The 20,928-nt window shown below is 69.0% G+C and carries 15 protein-coding genes; 1 reads left to right on the forward strand and 14 read right to left on the reverse strand.

Going from position 1 to position 20,928, the window contains the following annotated elements; genetic code table 11:
• Positions 1-74: 74 nt before the first annotated feature.
• From tkt to I4U41_RS13830, 14 genes are all read right to left on the reverse strand, one after another.
• Positions 75-2,060 (reverse strand): transketolase, encoded by a 1,986-nt coding sequence (gene tkt, locus I4U41_RS13765; RefSeq protein ID WP_206861750.1) that lies wholly within the window; start codon positions 2,058-2,060, stop codon positions 75-77.
• Positions 2,061-2,332: 272 nt separating this feature from the next.
• Positions 2,333-3,604 (reverse strand): dicarboxylate/amino acid:cation symporter, encoded by a 1,272-nt coding sequence (locus I4U41_RS13770; protein WP_206861751.1) that lies wholly within the window; start codon positions 3,602-3,604, stop codon positions 2,333-2,335.
• A 220-nt stretch (positions 3,605-3,824) separates the two neighbouring features.
• Positions 3,825-5,186, reverse strand: coding sequence for a dicarboxylate/amino acid:cation symporter (locus tag I4U41_RS13775; RefSeq protein ID WP_242525254.1), 1,362 nt, complete (start codon positions 5,184-5,186; stop codon positions 3,825-3,827).
• 164 nt (positions 5,187-5,350) lie between these two features.
• A complete protein-coding gene (locus I4U41_RS13780) occupies positions 5,351-7,024 on the reverse strand; it encodes a BatD family protein (RefSeq protein WP_206861752.1) in 1,674 nt (557 codons plus the stop codon).
• Between the two features lie 29 nt (positions 7,025-7,053).
• Positions 7,054-8,787 carry a VWA domain-containing protein gene (locus I4U41_RS13785; RefSeq protein ID WP_206861753.1) on the reverse strand — a complete coding sequence of 578 codons (1,734 nt, stop codon included), beginning with the start codon at positions 8,785-8,787 and terminating at the stop codon, positions 7,054-7,056.
• On the reverse strand, positions 8,784-9,806 hold the full coding sequence (locus I4U41_RS13790; protein WP_206861754.1) for a vWA domain-containing protein: 1,023 nt from the start codon (positions 9,804-9,806) through the stop codon (positions 8,784-8,786). Before I4U41_RS13790 ends, I4U41_RS13785 begins: the two co-directional genes overlap by 4 nt.
• Positions 9,803-10,288 (reverse strand): DUF4381 family protein, encoded by a 486-nt coding sequence (locus I4U41_RS13795; protein ID WP_206861755.1) that lies wholly within the window; start codon positions 10,286-10,288, stop codon positions 9,803-9,805. The genes I4U41_RS13790 and I4U41_RS13795 overlap by 4 nt, the downstream gene beginning before the upstream one ends.
• Positions 10,288-11,235 carry a DUF58 domain-containing protein gene (locus tag I4U41_RS13800; protein WP_206861756.1) on the reverse strand — a complete coding sequence of 316 codons (948 nt, stop codon included), beginning with the start codon at positions 11,233-11,235 and terminating at the stop codon, positions 10,288-10,290. The genes I4U41_RS13795 and I4U41_RS13800 overlap by 1 nt, the downstream gene beginning before the upstream one ends.
• A gap of 127 nt (positions 11,236-11,362) precedes the next feature.
• Positions 11,363-12,355 (reverse strand): AAA family ATPase, encoded by a 993-nt coding sequence (locus tag I4U41_RS13805; RefSeq protein WP_206861757.1) that lies wholly within the window; start codon positions 12,353-12,355, stop codon positions 11,363-11,365.
• Between the two features lie 635 nt (positions 12,356-12,990).
• Positions 12,991-14,931, reverse strand: a complete 1,941-nt coding sequence (locus I4U41_RS13810; protein ID WP_206861758.1) for a type IV pilus secretin PilQ — start codon at positions 14,929-14,931, stop codon at positions 12,991-12,993.
• 18 nt (positions 14,932-14,949) lie between these two features.
• Positions 14,950-15,504, reverse strand: a complete 555-nt coding sequence (locus I4U41_RS13815; RefSeq protein WP_206861759.1) for a pilus assembly protein PilP — start codon at positions 15,502-15,504, stop codon at positions 14,950-14,952.
• A gap of 1 nt (position 15,505) precedes the next feature.
• Positions 15,506-16,180: a type IV pilus inner membrane component PilO gene (locus I4U41_RS13820; protein WP_206861760.1), complete on the reverse strand. Its 675-nt coding sequence runs from the start codon at positions 16,178-16,180 to the stop codon at positions 15,506-15,508.
• Positions 16,177-16,959 carry a PilN domain-containing protein gene (locus tag I4U41_RS13825; protein ID WP_206861761.1) on the reverse strand — a complete coding sequence of 261 codons (783 nt, stop codon included), beginning with the start codon at positions 16,957-16,959 and terminating at the stop codon, positions 16,177-16,179. The genes I4U41_RS13820 and I4U41_RS13825 overlap by 4 nt, the downstream gene beginning before the upstream one ends.
• Positions 16,959-18,017 (reverse strand): type IV pilus assembly protein PilM, encoded by a 1,059-nt coding sequence (locus I4U41_RS13830; protein ID WP_206861762.1) that lies wholly within the window; start codon positions 18,015-18,017, stop codon positions 16,959-16,961. The genes I4U41_RS13825 and I4U41_RS13830 overlap by 1 nt, the downstream gene beginning before the upstream one ends.
• A gap of 280 nt (positions 18,018-18,297) precedes the next feature.
• On the opposite strand from I4U41_RS13830, the gene I4U41_RS13835 reads away from it, so the two are divergent.
• Positions 18,298-20,790 (forward strand): penicillin-binding protein 1A, encoded by a 2,493-nt coding sequence (locus tag I4U41_RS13835; RefSeq protein ID WP_206861763.1) that lies wholly within the window; start codon positions 18,298-18,300, stop codon positions 20,788-20,790.
• Positions 20,791-20,928 lie beyond the last annotated feature (138 nt).

Below are 20,928 nucleotides of genomic sequence, written 5' to 3' on the forward strand. Positions count from 1 at the left end.
CGAATCACGAATCACGAATCACGAATCACGAATCACGAATCACGAATCACGAATCACGAATCACGAATCACGAATCAAAGCGAACGCGCCGCCTCGACCACCTTCTCCACCGTGAAGCCGAAGTACGGGAACAGCTGCTCCGCCGGGGCCGAGGCGCCGAACTCGTCGATGCCGATCACCGCGCCGTCCAGGCCCACGTACTTGCGCCAGAAATCGGTCACGCCCGCTTCGATCGCCACGCGCTTGCGGCAGGCCTTCGGCAGGACCGATTCGCGGTACGCCGGGTCCTGGCGGTCGAACACCGTCGTCGACGGCATCGACACCACGCGCACCTTGTCGCCCAGCTGCTTGGCCGCGTCCATCGCCAGGCCGACTTCCGAACCCGTCGCGATCAGGATCAGCTCCGGCGCACCGACCGAATCCTTCAGCACGTAACCGCCGCGCTCGATGTCGGCGACCTGCTGCGCGGTGCGCTGCTGATGGGCGAGGTTCTGGCGCGAGAAGATCAGGCAGCTCGGGCCGTCCGAACGCAGGATCGCCGCCTTCCAGCACGCCGCCGATTCCACCGCGTCGCACGGACGCCACACGTCGTTGTGCGGGATGTAGCGCAGCGACGCCATGTGTTCGATCGGCTGGTGCGTCGGGCCGTCCTCGCCCAGGCCGATGGAATCGTGCGTGTAGACGTGGATCGCGTGCGCGCCCATCAGCGCGCTCATGCGCACGGCGTTGCGCGCGTAATCGCTGAACACCAGGAAGGTCGCGTCGTACGGGATGAAGCACTCGTGCAGGCCCAGGCCGTTGCTGATCGCGGTCATGCCGAACTCGCGCACGCCGTAATAGACGTAGTTCGCGTTCGGATCGTCGGTGGCGACCGACTTGCTGCCCTTCCACAGGGTCAGGTTGGAGTGCGCGAGATCGGCCGAGCCGCCGATCAGTTCCGGCAGCAGCGGCGCGAAGGTTTCAATCGCCATCTGCGACGCCTTGCGCGAGGCGATGGTCAGGCCGTCGGCCTGCAGCTTGGCGATGTACGCATCGGCCGCTTCGATGAAGCCGTCCGGCAGCTGGCCGCGCGAACGACGCGTCAGTTCGGCCGCCAGTTCCGGGAACTGCTTCGCGTACTCGTCGAACAGCCTGTTCCAGGCCTTTTCTTCCGCGGCGTGGTCGCGCTTGCGCCAACCGTCGTAGATGTCCTGCGGGATCTCGAATTCGCCATGGTTCCAGTTGAGTGCCGCGCGCGTGGCGGCCACTTCGTCCTTGCCCAGCGCGGCGCCGTGCGAGGACTCCTTGCCCGCCTTGTTCGGCGAACCAAAGCCAATGGTGGTGCGGCAGCAGATCAGCGTCGGCTTGTCGGTGGACTTCAGCGCCTGCTCGATGGCGGCCTTGATCTTCTCCGCGTCGTGCCCGTCGACGCCGCGGATCACGTTCCAGCCGTAGGCTTCGAAACGCTTCGGCGTATCGTCGGTGAACCAGCCGTCGGTGTTGCCGTCGATGGAAATCTTGTTGTCGTCCCAGAAGGCGACCAGCTTGTGCAGACCCCAGGTGCCGGCGAGCGAGGCCGCTTCGTGCGAGATGCCTTCCATCAGACAGCCGTCGCCCATGAACACCCAGGTCCGGCTGTCGACGACGGAGAAGTCCGGCTTGTTGAAGCGCTGCGAGAGCAGCTTCTCGGCCAGCGCCATGCCGACCGAGTTGGCGAAGCCTTGGCCGAGCGGACCGGTGGTCGTCTCGATACCGGGCGTCATGAAGTTTTCCGGGTGGCCCGGGGTCTTCGAATGCAGCTGGCGGAAGTTCCTGATTTCCTCGATCGGCAGGTCGTAGCCCGACAGGTGCAGCAGCGCGTACTGCAGCATCGAACCGTGGCCGTTGGAGAGCACGAAGTGGTCGCGGTTGAACCAGTCCGGATTGGCCGGATTGTGGCGCAGGTAATCGTTCCAGAGCACCTCGGCGATGTCCGCCATGCCCATCGGCATGCCCGGGTGGCCGGAGTTGGCGGCCTGCACCGCGTCGATGGCGAGGAATCGGATGGCGTTGGCGAGGTCGCGGCGGCTGGGCGTCGTCATGGCGTCGGGCGGTCTTCGGCTGCGGGAGGAGGCCGCGCGGGGCTCCGGGCACGCTGCCCGGCCGGCGGACGCCCATTGTCACACCCTGAGGCGGGGATGTCGCCCCGCGTTCAAGCCCTTCTCCCTGCGGGAGAGGGGTGCTTCCAGCGCTACCGCACCGGCTTCCCCTGCCCAACCCCGCGGCCATAGGGATGGCCTGATGGCGTTCGTCACGACGCGCGCCAGTGGCGCGCTAGCGTCGCTCCTCGCCCCTGCAGGCAGGAGAGGGAGCCTCAGGACGTTGGGCCCGGCCCGTCCGGCTCGCCCTTCGACACCACGGTGGCCAGCATGAGGTCGCCGGTGACGTTGAGCGTCGTGCGGCACATGTCGAGGAAGCGGTCGACGCCGAGGATCAGGCCGATGCCCTCCGGCGGCACGCCGACCATGCCGCAGATCAGCGCCACCACCGGCAACGAGCCCGCCGGCACGCCCGCCGTGCCGATGCCGCCGAGGATGCACACGAACATCACCGTGAACTGCTGCGCCAGCGTGAGTTCCACGCCGAAGAACTGCGCGAGGAACAGCACCGTCACGCCCTCGAACAATGCCGTGCCGTTCTGGTTCGCGGTGGCGCCGACGGTCAGCACGAAGCGCGACACGCGGCTGGGCAGGCCGAGCTTCTCGTCGGCCACGCGCAGGGACGTGGGCAGCGTCGCGTTCGACGAGGCGGTGGAGAACGCCATCACCATCGCTTCCTGCACGCCCTTGAAGAAGCGCGCGGGCGGGTAGCCTGCGGCGAACTTCAGCACCAGCGAATACACCACGAACTGATGCAGCGCGAGCGCCAGCACCACGACGCCCACGTACGCGCCGAGACTGCGCAACAGTTCCCAGCCGAACAGCGCGGCCAGGTTGAACATGAAGCAGAACACCGCGTACGGCGCCAGCCGGATCACCAGGCCGATCAGCGTCATCGACACTTCGAACAGGCCTTCGATACCGCGCTGCAGGACTTCGGTCGCCTTCGTCCGCGTGAGCACCAGGCCGATGCCGAGCATCAGCGCGAAGAACATCACCGCGAGGATGGTGTTCTCGGCCGCGGCCTTCACCACGTTGTCGGGGACGATGGACACCAGCATGTCCAGGCCCCTGGGCTGGCCGCTGGCGCTACCGACGATGGCGCTCGCGCGCTCGGAACCTTCGGTGAGCAGCTGCTGCGCGCGCGCCGGATCGATGCCCGCGCCCGGCTGCAGCCAGTTCACCAGCACCAGGCCGAGGATCACCGCGATGCCGGACACCAGGATCGTGTACGCCAGCGTGCGCCAGCCGATGCGGCCGAGCGATCGCACGTCGCCCATTTCGGCCACGCCCATCACCAGCGCCGAGAACAGCAGCGGGATGACGAGCATGAAGATCAGCCGCAGGAACAGCGTGCCGGCGGGCTGCGTGACGTTGCTGGTGATCCACTGGACCCAGTCGGCGTTCGCGCCGACGGTGGAATGCACGATGAGGCCCAGCACCAGGCCGGCGGCGAAGCCGATCGCCATCTTCCAGTGCAGCGGCATTCCGGATTTGCCGGCGCCCGGTTTGTCAGTTTCGTGTCCGCGTTCGGGCGTCATCCCGGAACTCCACGCAGCGGCGGGAGTTCAGGATGATGCAGAAACGCGCGTGGAGGGCGTCTTCATCCGCCACTTCGCGCACCGGGACACATTCCGCACGCCTTGCGCGCGCATTTCGCACGCACGCGTGCGGCGCCGCCGGATTGTGCCGGCGGCGCTATGCGCGTCAGCCCGCGGCTTCGGGCGCCGCTTCGGATGCGATGCCGGCCGGCAGCACGACCTCGCCCTCGGCCACGTCGCCGCTGCGGTTCGCGACGACGACGGCGGTAGCGAGGTCACCAGTGACATTGAGCGAGGTGCGGCACATGTCGAGGAAGCGGTCGACGCCGAGAATGATGCCGACGCCTTCGGCCGGGATGCCGAGCACGGCGCAGATCATGGCGATCACCGGCAACGAACCGGCCGGGACGCCTGCGGTGCCGATGCCGCCGAGCAGGCACAGGCCCAGCACCATCACCTGGTGCATCAGCGTCAGTTCGACGCCGAACGCCTGCGCGAGGAACAGCACGGTGATGCCTTCGAACAGCGCGGTGCCGTGATGGTTCGCCGACGCGCCCACGGTCAGCACGAAGCGCGCGACCTTGCGCGGCAGCTTCAGGTTCTGCTCGGCCACGCGCAGCGTCACCGGCAGCGTGCCGGTCGACGAGGCGGTGGCGAACGCGGTCAGCAGCGCTTCCTGGCTGCCGCGGAAGAACGCGCGCGGACTCATGCCGCCGGCGAACTTCACCCACAGCGGCAGCACGATGAACATGTGCACGCCGATCGCCAGCACCACCGTCAGCGCGAACTTGCCCAGCACCAGCAGCAGTTCCCAGCCGAACTGCGCGCACAGCGCGAACATCAGGCACGCCACCGCGTACGGCGCGAGCTTGATGATCATGCCGATCAGGCGCATGCAGATCTCGAACAGGCCCTGCACCGCGTTCTTGAACGCCTGCGTGTGCGGGCTCGGCGCCATCACCAGGCCGATGCCGAGCATCAGCGCGAAGAACATCACGCCCAGCTTCTGCTTGTCGTCGACCGCGGCGGCGAGCACGTTCTTCGGCACGATGCCCAGCAGCATCTTCATGAAGTCCAGCTGCTGGCCGGTGGCGGCGATCTCGCCCGCCTTCTGCGCGCCCTGCGCCATGGCCTGGTCGAGCATGCCTCGATCGAGCCCGTGGCCGGGGCCGATCAGGTTCACCATCATCAGGCCGATGGCGACGGCGATCAGCGTGACCACGGCGGTGTAGATCAGCGTGCGCCAGCCGAGGCGGCCGAGGCTCGCGACGTCGCCCAGTTCGGCCACGCCCAGCACCAGCGCAGAAAACATCAGCGGCAGCACCAGCATGAAGAGCAGCGCGAGGAACAGCTGTCCGATCGGCTGCGCGACATAGCCCACCGCACCGAGCACGAACGGGGAGCCCGGTGCGATGAAGTGCGCGATCAGGCCCAGCACCGCACCCGCGACGAAGCCCAGCATCACCTTGATGTGGAGGGGCATTCCCTTCGCCGGCATCGTGGCGTCGGGCAGGCTTGCGTGGCTCATGCGGGGCTCTCTCCGGGCAAAATCAGCCGGCGAGAGTAGCAGAGGCGGGGATTCGGGAAAGCGGATGACGGCCCCTCTGCCCCGTCATCCCGGCGAAGGCCGGGATCCGGGCCCGCACCGCGCGGGCCCTCCCCTGTCGTCGAACCACGGCTCCGGGCCGCGTCCTACGGATACAACGGCGGCAACGGCGAAACCGTTCGCGCGGGTATGGAACGCCACGACGGCCCCTTCGCGAACGCCCGGCGCAGGCGCTCACGCGCGGTGATGGCGCTGCCACCGCCCCAGCGTGCGCGCTGGAGTTCGTCGACGGCGTCGCGCTGGTCGGCGTCGTCCAGGCGCGCGCGGACCTCGTCCAGGTCGCGTGCCGGCGGGTGCGCGAGCGCGCACAGCGCGTCGGCGACGTCGCCGAGATCGCCGCGGTCGATCAGCCGCTTCAGGTCCACATGGCCTGACGGCGGTGTCGATGGTGCGTCGCCCTGGGATTTTGTCGCGATCTTGGCGGCATCGCCGCGATGCAGGCCCCACACCAGCGTGAACAACCACAGCGCCGCGAACAGCAGCGCCGCGAGCACCCAGGCCTTGTTCGCGCCGCCGAGGTCGGCGAAGCGCGCGTCGCGCTCACCGGGCCCGGTCGCGGCCACATCGCCCGGCACCGACGTCGAAGGCGTCGCGGGCGCGGGGCTCGCGCCCGTTGTCGTGCCGGGCAGCACGGTCCACGACAGCGGCGGCAGGCTGGAGGTCTGCGCCACGCCGTCGCGCACGTCCCACCAGCGCAGTTGCAGGCCGGCCAGCTGCGCGCCTCCCTCGCGGGCCGGCACCAGCGAGAAGCGCCGCGTGAGCTTCACCCGCGGGCGACCATCGACGAAGCGCTCGTCGGCCTGCACCGGTTCGGCGAACACCTGCACGCCGTCGATCGGCGGCAGTTGCAGTTCGGGCATCTGCGCGGCGGTGGCGCCGTCGGCGACGGCTTCGACGGTCACCGTCGCGGCGCTGCCCACGCGCAGTTCCTGCGGCGTGGACTGGTAGCGCAGCGTCAGGTTCTGCAACGGCAGCCACGGCTGCGGCGCGTTCGCGGGTGCCGGCTGGACGTCGAGCTTGCGCGGCGCACCCTGCGCTTGCAGCGCACCGCCGCGCCCGCCGAGCAGATCGTCGAAGAAGCCGCCCGCACCGCGACCTTCGAAACGCGCCGGCGGCACCGTCAGCACGCCGCTGCGCTCGGGCACCAGCAGGAAGCGGCGTTCGACCACGTGGTAACGACGGCCGCCGATGTCGCGCTGGTATTGCGCATCGTCGCCGACGCGCTGCAGCGACGCGCCTTCCGGCGCTTCCTGGTCGAGCTGCCCGGAGATCAGCGGCGTGGCCGAATACAGCCGCACCACCCAGCCCACCGACTGCTGCACGTACGGATCGGGATCGTCCGCCTCGCTTTCGATGAAGACGTCCTCCGTGCGCGTCGGCGGCGGCGCGGCGGATGGCGCGACGGTCAGCGGGATCGGCTGCGTCTGCAGGCTGCCGACGCGTAGCGCCGGCACCGTGATCACGCCGTCGCGCTTCGGGCGCAGCGCGATCGCGTAGAGCGTGCGGATCGTGCTGCGTCCGCCGCTCATCACGAACTCGCGCCGGCTGGTGCGGCCGCTGACGAAGAAATCGGTGAGCAGCGGCGCGTAATCGGGCTCGGTCGAGGTCGTGGCCGCGGTGCTTTCGATGTTGAGCGTCACCGTCTCGCCCATCGCGATGCGGTCGCGATCCAGCCACGCGCGCACCTGCGCGGCAGCGGGAAGGCTCGCCAGCACGAGCAGCAACAGCAGCGACGCGCGGGCGAACAGGCGCGACGCCATGGGCCGTGACGGAGGGAAGCTCGCGACGTTCATTCGTTGACCTCGCCTCCGGAGCGGCGGCGTTCGTGCTCGATGCGGAATTTCTCGCGCAGCAGGCCGCCCGGATCGTCCGGCACGCGGCGCAGCCAGGCTTCGTTGGCCAGGCGTTGCTCGCGTTGCTGCGGGGTTTCGCCGCGCCGCTGCGCCTGTTCCTGCGGCTTGCCCTGCCCCTGCTGCTCCAGGGCGCGCTGCATGCGTTCGCGCAGTGCGGCGTCGGCCTCGCGCTGCTGCTGCGAATCGCCGGCTTCCAGTTTCGAGCGCGACTGCGGCTGCGGGTCCTGCTTCGCACCCTGCGGCTGCGAATCCTGCGGTTGTGGCTGCTGCGATTGCGAACCCTGCTGGCCCTGGCCGGATTGCGGCTTCTGGTCGGGCTTCTGCTGCTGCGGATCCTTCGACTGCCCGCCCGAACCTCCGCCCTGCGGCGGCGGCTTGCGCTGCATCGCGGCCTGCACGGCGCGCTTGTTGGCGATCGCGTCCGCCATGCCCGGCTGGCGCTTGAGCGCTTCGTCGTAGGCGGCGATCGCCTGCGGATACTGCCCCGCCTTCGCCAGCGCGTTGCCGCGGTTGTAGTGCGCGTCGGCGCTGTCGCCGGACTGGTAGGCCTGCGCGGCGGCGTCGAAATCGCCACGACGATACGCGTCGTTGCCTTGTTCGATGCGCGCGTGTTCGACCTGGTCGGCGCGGCGCCACAGGTCGGCGGCCTTCACCGGCGTCCACAGCACGCACAGCGCGACCACCGCCAGCGCCGCACGCCGCCGGAACGCGAACAGTGCCAGGAGCATCAGCGGCGGCAGCAGCCAGTAGCCCTCGTCCTGCCACGCGCTGCCGCGCTTGCCGTCCACGCGCGTGGCGTCGCCGGCGTCGTTGGGATCGAGCACGCCCAGCGCGCGCAGGTCGCCGTCGTCGCTGGCGATGCGCGCATAGCGGCCGTTGCCGGCGGATGCGAGGCCGCGCAGCGAGCCTTCGTCGAGCCGCGCGTTGGCGAACGCGCCGTCGCTGCGCCGGTACGGCACTGCGTTCTCGCCGCCCACGCCGAGCACGTCCACGCGATAGCCCTGCTGCACCGCGCGCGAAGCCGCATCAGTGGCGCCCTCGCCTGCGTGGTCGGTCATCACCAGGATGCGTCCGCGATCGAAACCGGATTGCCTGAGCAGCTGCGCGGACCATTCGATCGCGCGATCGGCGCGCTGGCCGTCGACCGGCATCACGTCGGGCGACAGCGCATCCAGGAACAGAGCGACGTTCGCGGCGTCCTCGGTGAGCGGCGCGACGGTGAACGCATCGTCGGCGAAGGCGACCAGCGCGACCTGCCCGCCCTGGCGTTCGCGCAGCAGCGTGGAGAGTTTCGCGCGCGCCTGCGCGAGGCGCGAAGGCGGAAGATCGGCCGCGAGCGCCGCGCCGGACAGATCCACCGCGACCACCAGCGGCGTGCGGCTCTGCCACAGCGGCTGCGGACTCTGCCGCCAGCTCGGACCGGCAAGCGCGAGCACCGCGAGCACGTACGCGAGACCGGCGACCCACGCGCCCCAGCGCACGCGCGCGCCACCGCGTTCGACCAGCAGGTGCGGTAGCAGATGTGCATCGACGTTCTCGCGCCAGACGCTGGTGCGGCGTCGCCGCACGCGCCACAGCCCCAGCAGCAGCGGCAGTGCGAGCAGCGCCCACAGCCACTGCGGACGCAGCAGGTGCAGCGCGGCGAGCGACAGATCGGCGAAGGGATTCATGCCGCCCTCCGTCGCGGCCACGCGAAGGCCAGCAGCGCGCACGCGAACGCCACGCCGAGCGGCCACGGATACCGTTCGATGCGCGGGCGCACCGCTTGGCCAGGACGCTCGACCGGTTCGAGGCGATCGATCTCGGCATAGATGCCTGCCAGCTGTCCGGTGTCGCGCGCGCGGAAGAAGCGTCCGCCCGTGCTGCGCGCGATGTCGCGCAGCGTGGATTCGTCGATCTCGTCGCCACCGCCGGGCATCGGCACGGGCAGTCCGAACAGCGACATCGTGCCTTCGCCGCCGAACGCGATGGTGTGGATGCGCACGCCTTCGGCCTGGGCGATCTCGGCGGCCTTCTTCGGTTCGAGCAGGCCGGCGGTGTTCACGCCGTCGGTGAGCAGCACCAGCACGCGCTGCTCCGCCGGTTGACCGCGCAGGCGCTTGACCGCGAGCGCGATGGTGTCGCCGATGGCGGTCTCCTGACCGGCCAGGCCGATCACGCTGTCGTCCAGCTGCTGGCGCACGGAAGTCAGGTCGAGCGTCAGCGGCGTGAGCGCATACGCACGGCGGCCGAAGACGATGAGGCCCACGCGATCGCCGCGGCGGCGATCGAGGAAGTCGGCAAGCACGGCCTTGGCCGCGGTGAGACGATCCACCGTGCTGCCACCGAGTTCCATGTCCGGCTCGCGCATGCTGCCGGAGAGGTCGAGCGCGAGCATCAGGTCGCGGCCGACCTGCGGCGGCTGCACGGCATCGCCAAGCTGCTGCGGCCGTGCCGCCGCGACGCACAGCGCGATCCACGCCAGCCACACGAGCCAGCCCGTGCGCGCGCCGAACGCGGTGCGACCGCCGGCGTGCGCGACGCGATCGAGGCGTTCGCCGAACGGCGCGCGCAACGCCGCGGACGACGCATGCCGCGCCGGCGGCAGCACCCAGCGCGCGAACCACGGCAGCGGCAGCGCGAGCAGCATCCACGGCCACGCGAAGCTGTCGTGCAGGACGGCCAATGGTGCGAGCAGGGCGTCCATCATCCGGCGGCGCCCATCCATTGCAGGAAGCGTTGGCGCGCCAGCGCGCGCAATGCAGCGACTTCGCCGGCATCCACGTCACGCCGGAAACCGCCGTCGAGCAGCAGCCGCCCCGGACCTTCGGAGAAATCGGTCCGCACGGGCGCCTTGCGTTTCGCGTTCGTCGCGGCGGCGTCGAGATGACGCAGCCAGTCCTCGCCGTGCAGCGTATCGGCGCGTGCGTCGTGCCGTCGTGCGGCGCGGCGCAGGAGTTCGGACATCGCTGCGATCTGCTGCGGCGGGTTCGGTGCGGCATCGACTTCGCGATCGAACAACGCGGCGATGGCGTCGCGACGCCGGCGTGCGCGAAGTCGCCACCCTGCAAGCAGCGCGAACGCCGCGACGACGATGCCGGCGACGATCCACCATCCCGGCGCCGGTGGCCACCACGACGGCGCGGGCGTGGCATGGATGTCGCGCAGCACGAGCGAAGCGGGCGCGCCCATCACGCCACCAGCGGCCGGTTGCGGCCGAGCAGCGGCAGCCACGATGCGCTATCCGCCTGCGTGGAGAGCGCCTGCACGCGCACGCCGCGCGCGGGCAGTTGCGCGAGCGCGGCTTCGAGCGGGCGCCCAAACTCGGCGCGCCAGGCCTGTCGTTGCGCTGCGACGGAGAGATCGACGTCGATGCGGTGCGTGGCGCGCGGCTCGCCATCGGCGCTCACGAACGGCAGCGACGCCTTCGGCGGTGCGACTTCCAGCGGATCGGTCAGCAGCAACACGATGACTTCGTGATGGTGGGTCAGCGCGGGCCAGCGTTGCGCGGGCAGCGCGGCGACGCTTTCCGGATCGGCGAGCACGACCAGCCGCGAACCGGGACGCAGCAGGCGCTGCGCGTGGTCGAGCGCGACGCCGAGGCCGGCGTCGTCGTCCGGCGCACGCGCGTACCACCGCGTGAGCGCATCGAGCACCCGCAGCGCACCGCGTGGACCGGCAGCGGGCGCGATCGGCGCTTCGCGCAAGCTCCCGCGCAGGGCGGCGATGCGGTCGCCGTCGCGTACCGCGGCCCAAGCGGCCACCGCGCCGGCACGTGCGGCCTGCACCGACTTGAAGCGCACGCGCGTGCCGAAATACAGCGACGGCGACGTGTCGGCGACGATCAGGCTCAGGCGTTCGCGCTCGGCCTGGAACAGCTTGGTGTGCGCGCGGCCGGTTCGCGCGGTGAGGCGCCAGTCGATGTGGCGCGCGTCGTCGCCGGCGACGTATTCGCGCGATTCGGCGTACTCCATGCCGCGCCCGCGCAAGGGCGACAGCGCATGTCCGCTCACGCCGAAGCGGCCGCGCTGCGCGGGCCGTCTTCCCGCGACCGCCTGACGCAACGCGACGAGTTCCGGCAGCGTCGGCGTGACGCCGTTGCCGGTGGCTTCATCATGGGATGGCGGGGTTTTCTGCACGGTTCGATTGGGGAGCGGTTGAACGCGGATCGGACGGATGGAAACGGATCAGGCGCAAGGCTTCACGAGCCGGTTCCGTGTCGCGAGACGCATGTTCACGAGGCTCGATCCGTCTCGAAAGCGAACGTCACGGCAACGGCACGCGCTGCAGCAGTTCGGCGACGAGGCGCTCGCCGTCCCAGCCTTCGGCTGTGGCTTCGTAACTGGGCAGGATGCGATGGCGCAGCACGTCCGGCGCGACCGCGCGCACGTCGTCGGGCGTGACGAAATCGCGGCCCGCCAGCCAGGCATGCGCGCGTGCGCAGCGCTCCAGCGCGATCGAACCGCGCGGGCTCGCGCCCCAGGCGATGCGGCGGGCGAGCGTCGCGTCGTAGCGCGCGGCATCGCGCGAGGCGAGCACGAGTTCGATCAGGTAGCGTTCGACCGCCGGCGCCAGATGCAGGTCCAGCACGGCATTGCGCGCGGCGAAGACGTCGTCCAGCGACATGCGCTCGATGGCGGTCGCGACGTGCTGCGTGGTCTGGCGCGCGCGATCGCGGGCGAGGCGGAGGATCTCGGCTTCCGCCGCCGCCTGCGGGTAGCCGATGCGGACGTACATCAGGAAGCGGTCGAGCTGCGCCTCGGGCAGCGGGAACGTGCCTTCCTGCTCGATCGGATTCTGCGTGGCCATCACCAGGAACAGCTGCGGCAGCGCGTAGGTCGCGCGCCCAACGGTGACCTGGCGCTCGCCCATCGCCTCCAGCAAGGCGGACTGGACCTTGGCCGGGGCGCGGTTGATCTCGTCGGCGAGCAGGATCGGATGGAAGATCGGGCCGGCCTGGAATTCGAAGCGGCCCTCCTGCGGGCGCCAGACCTCGGTGCCGGTGAGGTCCGCCGGCAGCAGGTCGGGCGTGAACTGCACGCGGGCGAACTCGGCTTCCAGGCGCGCGGCGAGCGCGCGGATCGCCGAGGTCTTCGCCAGGCCCGGGGCGCCTTCGACGAGCAGGTGGCCATCGGCCAGCAGGACGATCAACAGGCGGTCGATCAGCGCCGCCTGGCCGACGATCTGCGCCGATAAGGCCTCCCGCAGGGCGCGGAAGGCGTCGTACAGGCGGGGAAGATCATCGCTGCGGCGGTCCATGGCGGTCTCGTTGGGGAATCCGGGCCAGTTTGACCGAAGACGGACGTGGCAGTTCACGTGCTGTGTCATTCATTCAGCAATGAAATGCGAAAGGCTCCGCTGGGAGCCCCTGGGTGTAACTGCGGAGGCGGCGCGATTCGTGCGGCCGTCGGTGCGGGAGGTTTGGGGCGGCGTGGCGGACGCTGGGTTCGCCCCCACGGCCTCGGGATGTGGCGCTGTGCGCTTCCCCTTGCCATCGTCTTGCCGGGGGCCGCCGTGCGTTCGGCAGGCCCATGCGGCAGTACCGCGCATGCCCCGTTCCGCAGCGCTGAGGTCGCCATCCATGGTGATGCGGTCGCCATCCACTCGATGCCTTGATGGCTTCGGATCGCCCGGCCAACTGACCGGGCGTTCGGCAGGCCACACGGCAGGGCCGCGCATCACCGGATTCTGTAGCGATGGGGTCGCCATCCACGGCAATGCCTTATGCGCGTTGGATGGCCCGGCCAACCGACCGGGCGTTCGGCAGGCCACGTGGCAGTGCCGCGCATCACCGGATTCTGTAGCGATGAGGTCGCCGTCCATGGCGATGCCTTATGGGCGTTGGATCGCCCTGCCCGGCCATCCTGGCCGGGCTTTAGCGGCCGCGCGGCCGCTCACCCCCGCTGTTCGACCTTCATCACCTTCGGGGTGATCATGATCAGCAACTCCGCCTTGTCCTTGCTGCGACCCTTCTTCTTGAACAGGTTGCCCAGGAAAGGAATGTCGCCGAGGAAGGGCACCTTCGAGATGTCGCTGCGATCGCGGAACTCGTACACACCGCCCACGACCACGGTCTGGCCATCCTCGACCAGCACGGCGGTGTTGACCTCGCGCTTGGCGATGGTCGGCACCTGGCCGATGGAGGTATCGACGAAACCTTCGACCTCGTCCTTCTTCACGTTCATGTTGAGGAAGACGCGGCCATCATGCGTGATGGTCGGCGTGACCTTCAGCTCCAGCAGCACATCCTTGAACTGCACGTTCGGAATCGGAATGGTGTTCGTGCCGCTCTGCGGGGAGATCGTCACGTAACCCACTTCCTGGCCCTGACGAATCACGGCTTCGCGCTGGTTGCTGGTGACGATGCGCGGGTTGGAGATCACCTCGCCACGGCCCTCTTCCTGCATTGCCGACAACTCGATGTCCAGCGCGTAGCCGGCGTTGAGGATCTGCAGCGCCACCGAACCGGCGGGGTTCACGACACCGAGATTGCTCATGGGGCCCTTGAACAGCGTCGGCAGGTCGCCCGACTGGCCCGCTTCGGCCAGCGAACCGCGCGTGGCGTCGTTGTTCTCGATGGTGTCGTTGAAGAAGTACTTGCCGTCCTTCGTACCGGCGATGCCGAAGCGCGCGCCGAGTTCGCGGGCGAAGGTGTCCTGCGCGATGACCACGCGACCTTCGATCAGCACCTGGTCCACCGGACGGTCGATCACGTGGATGAGCTGCTTCATCTCCGCGATCTTCTTCGGGATGTCGCTGATCATCAGCGTGTTGGTGCGCTCATCGGCGACCAGGCGGCCACGCGGCGAGAGGAAGCCGCTGTCGGTGTTGCCGCCCTGACCACCACCGCCACCACCGCCACTGCCGCCGATGCCCTTGGCCTCGGTCAGCGCCTTGAAGATCTGCTGGGCGTTGTGGTAGTTGATCTGCACGTACTCGGTCTGCAGGTCGACGCGATTGTCGAGCGCGATGCGCGCGTCTTCCTTGTCTTGCTCGTACTTGGCGATCTCGGCCTGCGGGGCGACCCACACGACGTTGCCGCTGCGGCGCTTGTCCAGGCCCTTGGCCTGCAACACGATGTCCAGCGCCTGATCCCACGGCACGTTGGTCAGGCGCAGGGTGACGTTGCCGGTCACGGTGTCCGCGGCCACCACGTTGAGGCCGGACTCCTCGGCGATCAGCTGCAGGACGGTGCGCACCGGCACGTCCTGGAAGTTGAACGTCACCGGACGGCCGCTGTAACCGCGCGAAGCGCCGGTCGCGGCCTTGCCGGTGGTGGTCTGGCCGACGGCGCGGCCCTTGGCGGAGCCGGTGCGGGGCACGATCTCGACGATGTACTCGCGACCGGTCTGGTAGGCCATCGATTCGAAGTTGCCGCTCATGTCGAGCACGAGCTGCGTGCCCGCGCCGCTGGCGCGCGCGTCGATGCGCTGCACCGGCGTGGCGAAGTCGACGACGTTGAGCGACTTGCGCAGCGAGTCGGGCAGCGTGGCGTTGCCCACGTTCACCATCACGCTCTGGCCCTGGTTGCGCAGGTCCGGCGCGGCGCCATCGCCGCTGAACTTCACGACCAGGCGGCCGGCGCCGTCGCTGCCGCGCTTGAAGTCGATGTTGGACACCTCGACGGTGCCCGGCAGCTGCTTGGACGGATCCAAGCTGGCCGGCGGCGCGACGACCGTGCCGGCGGTCGGCGCGGGCGAAGCGGCGTGGACGGCGCTGACGGCGGCGATCGCGCCGATCAGCAGGCCGATGGACCCGCTGCGCAGCAGGGGGCGACGCTCAGCGCGCGCGCTGGAGCTACCCGGTTCAAATCGGGCCGGTTTAGAAACGGTCATCGTGCATTCCCCCAAGAATCATTGATCTTCAAGCGCGACCGTGGCCGGACGCTCCAACCATCCACCCGCGCCATCCGGCACCAGTTCCACCAGCTCGATGCGGTCCTCGAACACGCCGGTCACGCGACCGTCGCTTTGCCCCATGTAGTTCCCCGGCGTCACGCGATAGGTCACCTTGTCGGGCGCCATCACCAGCGCGACCACGCTGCTCCCCTTGCCGAGCGTGCCGACCATGTCGAGGCTGTCCAGCGGGAACTGTTCCAGCGTCTGCTTGCGGCGTCCGGCGTCCGGACGCGGACCGTTGCCGCCGTCTTCGTCGGTAAAGGCGGTGCTGAACGGATCGCGCAGCGCATAGGCGTTGTATTCGAACGTCTCGAACTGCTGCATCACCGGCAGCGGATCCAGCGGCGGTGCCGGACGCGCCTTCACTTCCGCGATCCACTTCTCCAGGTTCGGAGCGTCGCCTGGCGTGCTGGTGACGCCGCGCGAGCACGCGGCCAGACCGAGCGCCAGCGCGATCGCCGCCAGGACACGCAGCGGTGCGGCGCCGTCACGGTTCAACAATGCGCGCATCTCAGGTGCCCTCCTTCTTGCCGGCGGTCGACTGCGCGGCGGCTTCCTGCTCCTGGACTTCCTGTTCGTCCAGGTAACGGTACGTCTTCACCGTGCCGGCGAGTTCGAGCGGGCTGTTGGGCGTGATCACGCCGCCTTCCTTGCCGCGCGGCTTCAGCGAGATGTCGTGCATGGTCATGATCACCACGCGCGGGAGCGAGGCGACGCCGCTGACGAACCCGCCGAACTGGTGGTAGCTGCCCACCATGCGCAGCGCGATCGGCTTCTCGGCGTAGAACTCCTTGGGTTCCTCGGGGCCGGGCTGGAACAACTCGTTGGTGATGCCGGTGGCCAGCGCGGTCTGCGAGATGTCGACGATCAGGTCAGGCATCTCGGTCTTGCTGGGCAGCTGGCGCAGCATCTGCTGCAGCTGCTGCTCCATCTGCGCGAGCTGCTGCTTGAGCGGCTCGAGGTTGGCGGCCTTGCCCTGCTCGGCTTCGAACTCGGTGCGAAGCGCGACTTCCTTGCTTTCCAGGTTTTCCAGTTCGCTGCGCTGGTCGCTGACGAACAGGTACCAGGCCAGGCCGACGATCACCACGACGATCACGCCGCACAGGCCGATCTTGGCCTGCTGCGGCCAGCCGCCGATGTTGTTGAAGTCCAGTTCGTTGAGCTTGATGGGTTTCTTCTTGCTCATGACGCCGCTCCCTGGGCCGGCGTGGCATTCGGCGCCGAGGGCGCAGTGGCGGGTGTTGCGGTCGGAGCAGCGGGCGCGGAGGCCGGCTGCGCCGCGGCATCGGCCGGCGTCGCGGCAGGCGCGGCCGGGGCGCCGCTGGCCGGAGCGGCGCCGGCCGTGGCGCCGGCATCGCCCGACTGGGCGATCTGCGCGGCCGGTGCGTCCGGTACGCCGTCGCCGTCCTCATCCTTCGGCGCGTTCGGGTTGGCGAGCTTGACCTGCAGCTTGAACACGTACGGCAGGCCCTTGTCGCTACCCTTGGCCTCGATGATCGACAGGTCCGGATTGGTCATCCAGCCCGAACCCTCGAGGTTGCGCATGTAGGTACTGACGCGCGCGTTGGACTGCGCGCGACCTTCCAGCGTGAGCGTCTCGCTGTCCTGCTTGATCGAGGTCAACACCGCGCCGTCGGGGATCGTGCGCACCAGCGAATCAAACAGGTGCACCATCTGCGAGCGGTTGGCCTGCAGCTTCTCGATCACTTCCTTGCGCGCGAGCAACTTGGCCTTTTTCTCTTCGAGGACCTTGATTTCCTCGTTCTTCTTCTTGACCTCGTCGATCTGACCCTGCACGAACGTGTTGCGCTCGTTCTGGCCGTCGATCTGGCCGTTGTAGTAGCTGACGATGACGAACGACAGCAGCAACGCGCCGATCGCCGCCGCACCGAGCATCAGCCCGGTTTCCTTCTGCCGCTGCTTGCGGCGCTCTTCGCGCCACGGGAGGAGGTTGATGCGTGCCATCAGTCGAAGCTCCTCAGGGCGAGGCCGCAGGCGATCATCAGGGCCGGGGCGTCCTGCGCCAGCGCATGCGCCTGCACGCGCGGGCCGAGCGTCATGTGCGCCAGCGGGTTGGCGATGGTGGTGGGAACGCCGAGCTGCTCCTCGACCATCTCGGCGATGCCGGCGATGGAGGCGCAACCGCCGGCCAGCACGATCTGGTCGACACGGTTGAACTCGCTACCGGCGTAGAAGAACTGCAGCAGGCGGCTGATCTGCTGGACCATCGCCTCCTTGAAGGGTTCGAGCACTTCGGCTTCGTAGCTCTCCGGCAGGCCACCCTGGCGCTTGGCCAGCCCGGCTTCCTCGTAGCTCAGGCCGTAGCGGCGCATGACCTCGTCGGTGAGCTGCTTGCCGCCGAAGACCTGCTCGCGCGCGTACAGGCTGCGGCCGTTACGCAGCACGTTGAGCGTGGTCATCGTCGCGCCCGAATCGACCAGCGCGATCAGGCCATCGCGCGGACCGCCGAGCTGGTCGGCGACCAGCGCGAAGGCGTTCTCGAGCGCGAAGGCCTCGACGTCCATCACCTTCGGGGTGAGGCCGCCGATCTCCAGCGCCGACGCGCGCACTTCGACGTTCTCCGAACGCGACGCGGCGAGCAGCACCTGCAGCATGTCCGGGCTGCCGGGCATCGGGCCCAGCACTTCGAAATCGTGGTTGACTTCCTCGATGGGGTACGGGACGTAGTTCACCGCCTCCAGTTCGACCTGCGATTCCAGCTCGTCCTCGTCCAGGTCGCCCGGCATCGGGATGACCTTGGTGATGACCGACGATCCGGCCACCGCAGCGGCGGCGTGCTTGGCGCGCGTGCCCGAACGCGCGACCGCGCGACGGATCGCCTCGCCGACGGCCTCGACCTCGACGATGCTCTTCTCGACCACGGCGTTGGGCGGCAGCGGCTCGACCGCGTAATGCTCGACGCGGTAGCGGTTGCCGGCCCGGGAGAGCTGCAACAGCTTTACGGCAGTCGAACTGATATCCACGCCGACGAGCGCCGGCTGGCTTTTTGTGACGATCCCCACGATATTTTCCCCTTGTCACAGGCGCTTACGTGCGCCTTGTGTGACCCCGCTTTAAATAACCAAGTTTGCACAGGCTGGCAACCGTTTCCTTCCGAATTGCCTTACTGCGTCACTTTCCAACCTGTCGCGGCGCCCTTCCGGCCGGCCGACCCACCCCCGGGTCGCCACGCCCGCGCCGCCTTGCCGGCTGCGCGTTCCGCCGGTGTCCTGCGCTTAAAAAACCCCCTTCCCCGCTCCTCTATACTCCACGCCCACTACACCCGCAATCGGAATCTGCTTGATGCCCCGTCTTCGCCGCCTGCTGCGCTGGGCGCTGTTCGCGCTGGCCGGCCTGGCCCTTCTCGGCGCCATCGCCCTGGGCACTTTGTACTACCTGGTGGCTCCCAAGCTGCCCGACGTGGAAACCCTGCGCGCGGTGGAGATGCAGGAGCCGATGTACGTCTACGCCAAGGACGGCCGCCTGATGGCGCTGTTCGGCGAGACGCGCCGCTACCCGGTGTCGATCCAGGACGTGCCGGAGCGGCAGAAGCAGGCGTTCCTCGCCATCGAGGACGCGCGCTTCTACAAGCACCACGGCGTCGACTTCAAGGGCGTCGCGCGCGCGGTGTGGCTCATCGCCACCACCGATGCGAAGCGCGTGCCGGGCGGCTCGACCATCACCCAGCAGGTCGCACGCCAGTTCTTCCTCAGCAACGAATACAGCTACACGCGCAAGCTCGCCGAGATGGCCACGGCGATGCGCATGGAGCGCGAGCTGAGCAAGGACGAGATCTTCGAGCTGTACTTGAACAAGAGCTTCTTCGGCAACCGCGCCTACGGCGTCGCGGCGGCGGCGGAGTTCTACTACGGCAAGAAGCTCAACGAGCTCGCGCTCGATGAAATGGCCTCGCTGGCCGGCATTCCGAAGTTCCCGTCCAGCGGCAATCCGCTGAGCAATCCCGAGCGCGCGAAGGTGCGCCGCGACTACATCCTCGATCGCATGGCCGAGCTGAAGTTCATCAGCCAAGCCGAGGCCGACCAGGCCAAGGCCGTGCCGATGCACGCCACACCGCACGAGCGCCCGGTCGAGGTGTACGCGCCGTACGTGGCCGAGATGGTGCGCCAGGAGATGGTCGCGCGCTTCGGCAACGAGGCGCTGACCAAGGGCTACCACGTCACCACCACCATCGATCCGGTGCTGCAGGCCGCGGCCGACAAGGCGGTGCGCGACGGCCTGGCGGTGTACGACCGTCGCCACGGCTGGCATGGCGTGGAGCAGCATTTCGAACTCGCCCCGAACGAAGATGCCACCGCCGTTCGCGCGCGCCTGCGCAACGTCGCGGCGCAGGCGGCGCTGCTGCCGGCGATCGTCACGCGCGTCAGTGGCAGCCAGGTGCAACTGGTACTCGCCGACGGCAGCCAGGTCGAACTCGGCAACGACCAGGGTTGGGGCGGACGCGCGCCGGCGAGCCTGGTCAAGCGCGGCGATCTGGTCCGCGTGAGCCGTATCGAATCCAACGCACCGGTGAAGCCGGGCGATGTCCCGCCGCCGCCGCGCTACCGCCTCGACCAGGTGCCGCAGGCGCAGGCCGCGCTGGTGTCGCTGGAGCCGTCCAACGGCGCGCTGCGCGCCCTGTCCGGCGGCTACAGCTTCGCCGGCGCGAAGTTCAACCGCGCCACGCAGGCGCGCCGCCAGCCGGGTTCGAGCTTCAAGCCGTTCGTCTACGCGGCCTCGTTCGAACGCGGCTTCAATCCGGCGTCCGTGGTGCTCGACGCGCCGGTGGTGTTCAAGGATCGCCGCGGCCACATCTGGCGTCCGCAGAACGACACCGGCAACTTCGCAGGCCCCATGCGTCTGCGCGAAGCGATGGTGCAGTCGCGCAACCTCGTCTCGGTGCGACTGCTCGATGCGATCGGCGTGGACTACGCGCGCAAGTACATCAGCCACTTCGGTTTCGACGAAGCCGAACTGCCGCCGAACCTGTCGATGTCGCTGGGCACCGCGTCGCTCACGCCGCTGTCCGTCGCGCGCGGCTTCGCGGTGTTCGCCAACGGCGGTTTCCGCATCACGCCGTGGTTCATCGATGAAGTGAAGGATCGCGAAGGCGCGGTGGTGTTCAAGGAAAAGCCCGCGGTCGCGTGCCCCGAATGCGGCGTGCCCGGCACGGTCGGCCGCGCGGTGCAGAACACCACCGTCGTCGACGGCTTCAATCTCGGCCCGGCCACCTCCGGCGCGCAGGCGGCGACGCCGGAAGCGCCGAAGGACGAGCCGAAGAAGCCGGCCATCGACACCAGCAACATGGTGCTGGCGCCGCGCGCGATCGACGGCCGCATCGCCTACCAGATCGTTTCGATGCTGCGCGACGTGGTCAAGCGCGGTACGGGCACGCCGGCGAAGGTGCTCGAGCGCGACGACGTCGGCGGCAAGACCGGTTCGACCAACGATCACCGCGACGCATGGTTCTCCGGCATCGGCGGCCCGTACGTCACCACCGTCTGGGTCGGCCGCGACAACTACAAGTCGCTGGGTTATCGCGAGTACGGCGGCAAGGCCGCGCTGCCGATCTGGATCGACTACATGCGCGTGGCGCTGAAGGACCAGCCGCTGGCGGTGAACGAGCCGCCGGAAGGCATGGTGAAGGTCTCGGTGGGCGGCAACGGCGCGCTGATCCCCGGCGGCGAAGGCGGCATCATCGAGTGGGTGAAGGCCGAAGACCTCGAACGCATGCAGAGCTACGTCGACTTCGGTCCGCAGGAAACGGCGCCGGCGGAAGAAGCGTTCGACATCTTCTGATCGCCGCATGGCGACCCGCATGAGAACGCCGGGCACGTCCCGGCGTTTTTCATGCAGGACTTTTCATGCAGGACGGCGGGCGTTCATGCTGGGCCGGCGGCGTCCACGAAACCGACACGCCACGGACGGTAACGTGCG

The sequence above is a fragment of the Lysobacter changpingensis genome (assembly GCF_017308985.1).
Taxonomy (GTDB): domain Bacteria; phylum Pseudomonadota; class Gammaproteobacteria; order Xanthomonadales; family Xanthomonadaceae; genus Lysobacter_J; species Lysobacter_J changpingensis.

Bases quoted from the DNA above. Each gene is read 5' to 3' on its own strand.
- tkt (WP_206861750.1), bottom strand. From the start codon at position 2,060: ATGACGACGCCCAGCCGCCGCGACCTCGCCAACGCCATCCGATTCCTC.
- I4U41_RS13770 (WP_206861751.1), bottom strand. From the start codon at position 3,604: ATGCCGCTGCACTGGAAGATGGCGATCGGCTTCGCCGCCGGCCTGGTG.
- I4U41_RS13775 (WP_242525254.1), bottom strand. From the start codon at position 5,186: ATGAGCCACGCAAGCCTGCCCGACGCCACGATGCCGGCGAAGGGAATG.
- I4U41_RS13780 (WP_206861752.1), bottom strand. From the start codon at position 7,024: ATGGCGTCGCGCCTGTTCGCCCGCGCGTCGCTGCTGTTGCTGCTCGTG.
- I4U41_RS13785 (WP_206861753.1), bottom strand. From the start codon at position 8,787: ATGAATCCCTTCGCCGATCTGTCGCTCGCCGCGCTGCACCTGCTGCGT.
- I4U41_RS13790 (WP_206861754.1), bottom strand. From the start codon at position 9,806: ATGATGGACGCCCTGCTCGCACCATTGGCCGTCCTGCACGACAGCTTC.
- I4U41_RS13795 (WP_206861755.1), bottom strand. From the start codon at position 10,288: ATGGGCGCGCCCGCTTCGCTCGTGCTGCGCGACATCCATGCCACGCCC.
- I4U41_RS13805 (WP_206861757.1), bottom strand. From the start codon at position 12,355: ATGGACCGCCGCAGCGATGATCTTCCCCGCCTGTACGACGCCTTCCGC.
- I4U41_RS13810 (WP_206861758.1), bottom strand. From the start codon at position 14,931: ATGACCGTTTCTAAACCGGCCCGATTTGAACCGGGTAGCTCCAGCGCG.
- I4U41_RS13815 (WP_206861759.1), bottom strand. From the start codon at position 15,504: ATGCGCGCATTGTTGAACCGTGACGGCGCCGCACCGCTGCGTGTCCTG.
- I4U41_RS13820 (WP_206861760.1), bottom strand. From the start codon at position 16,180: ATGAGCAAGAAGAAACCCATCAAGCTCAACGAACTGGACTTCAACAAC.
- I4U41_RS13825 (WP_206861761.1), bottom strand. From the start codon at position 16,959: ATGGCACGCATCAACCTCCTCCCGTGGCGCGAAGAGCGCCGCAAGCAG.
- I4U41_RS13835 (WP_206861763.1), top strand. From the start codon at position 18,298: ATGCCCCGTCTTCGCCGCCTGCTGCGCTGGGCGCTGTTCGCGCTGGCC.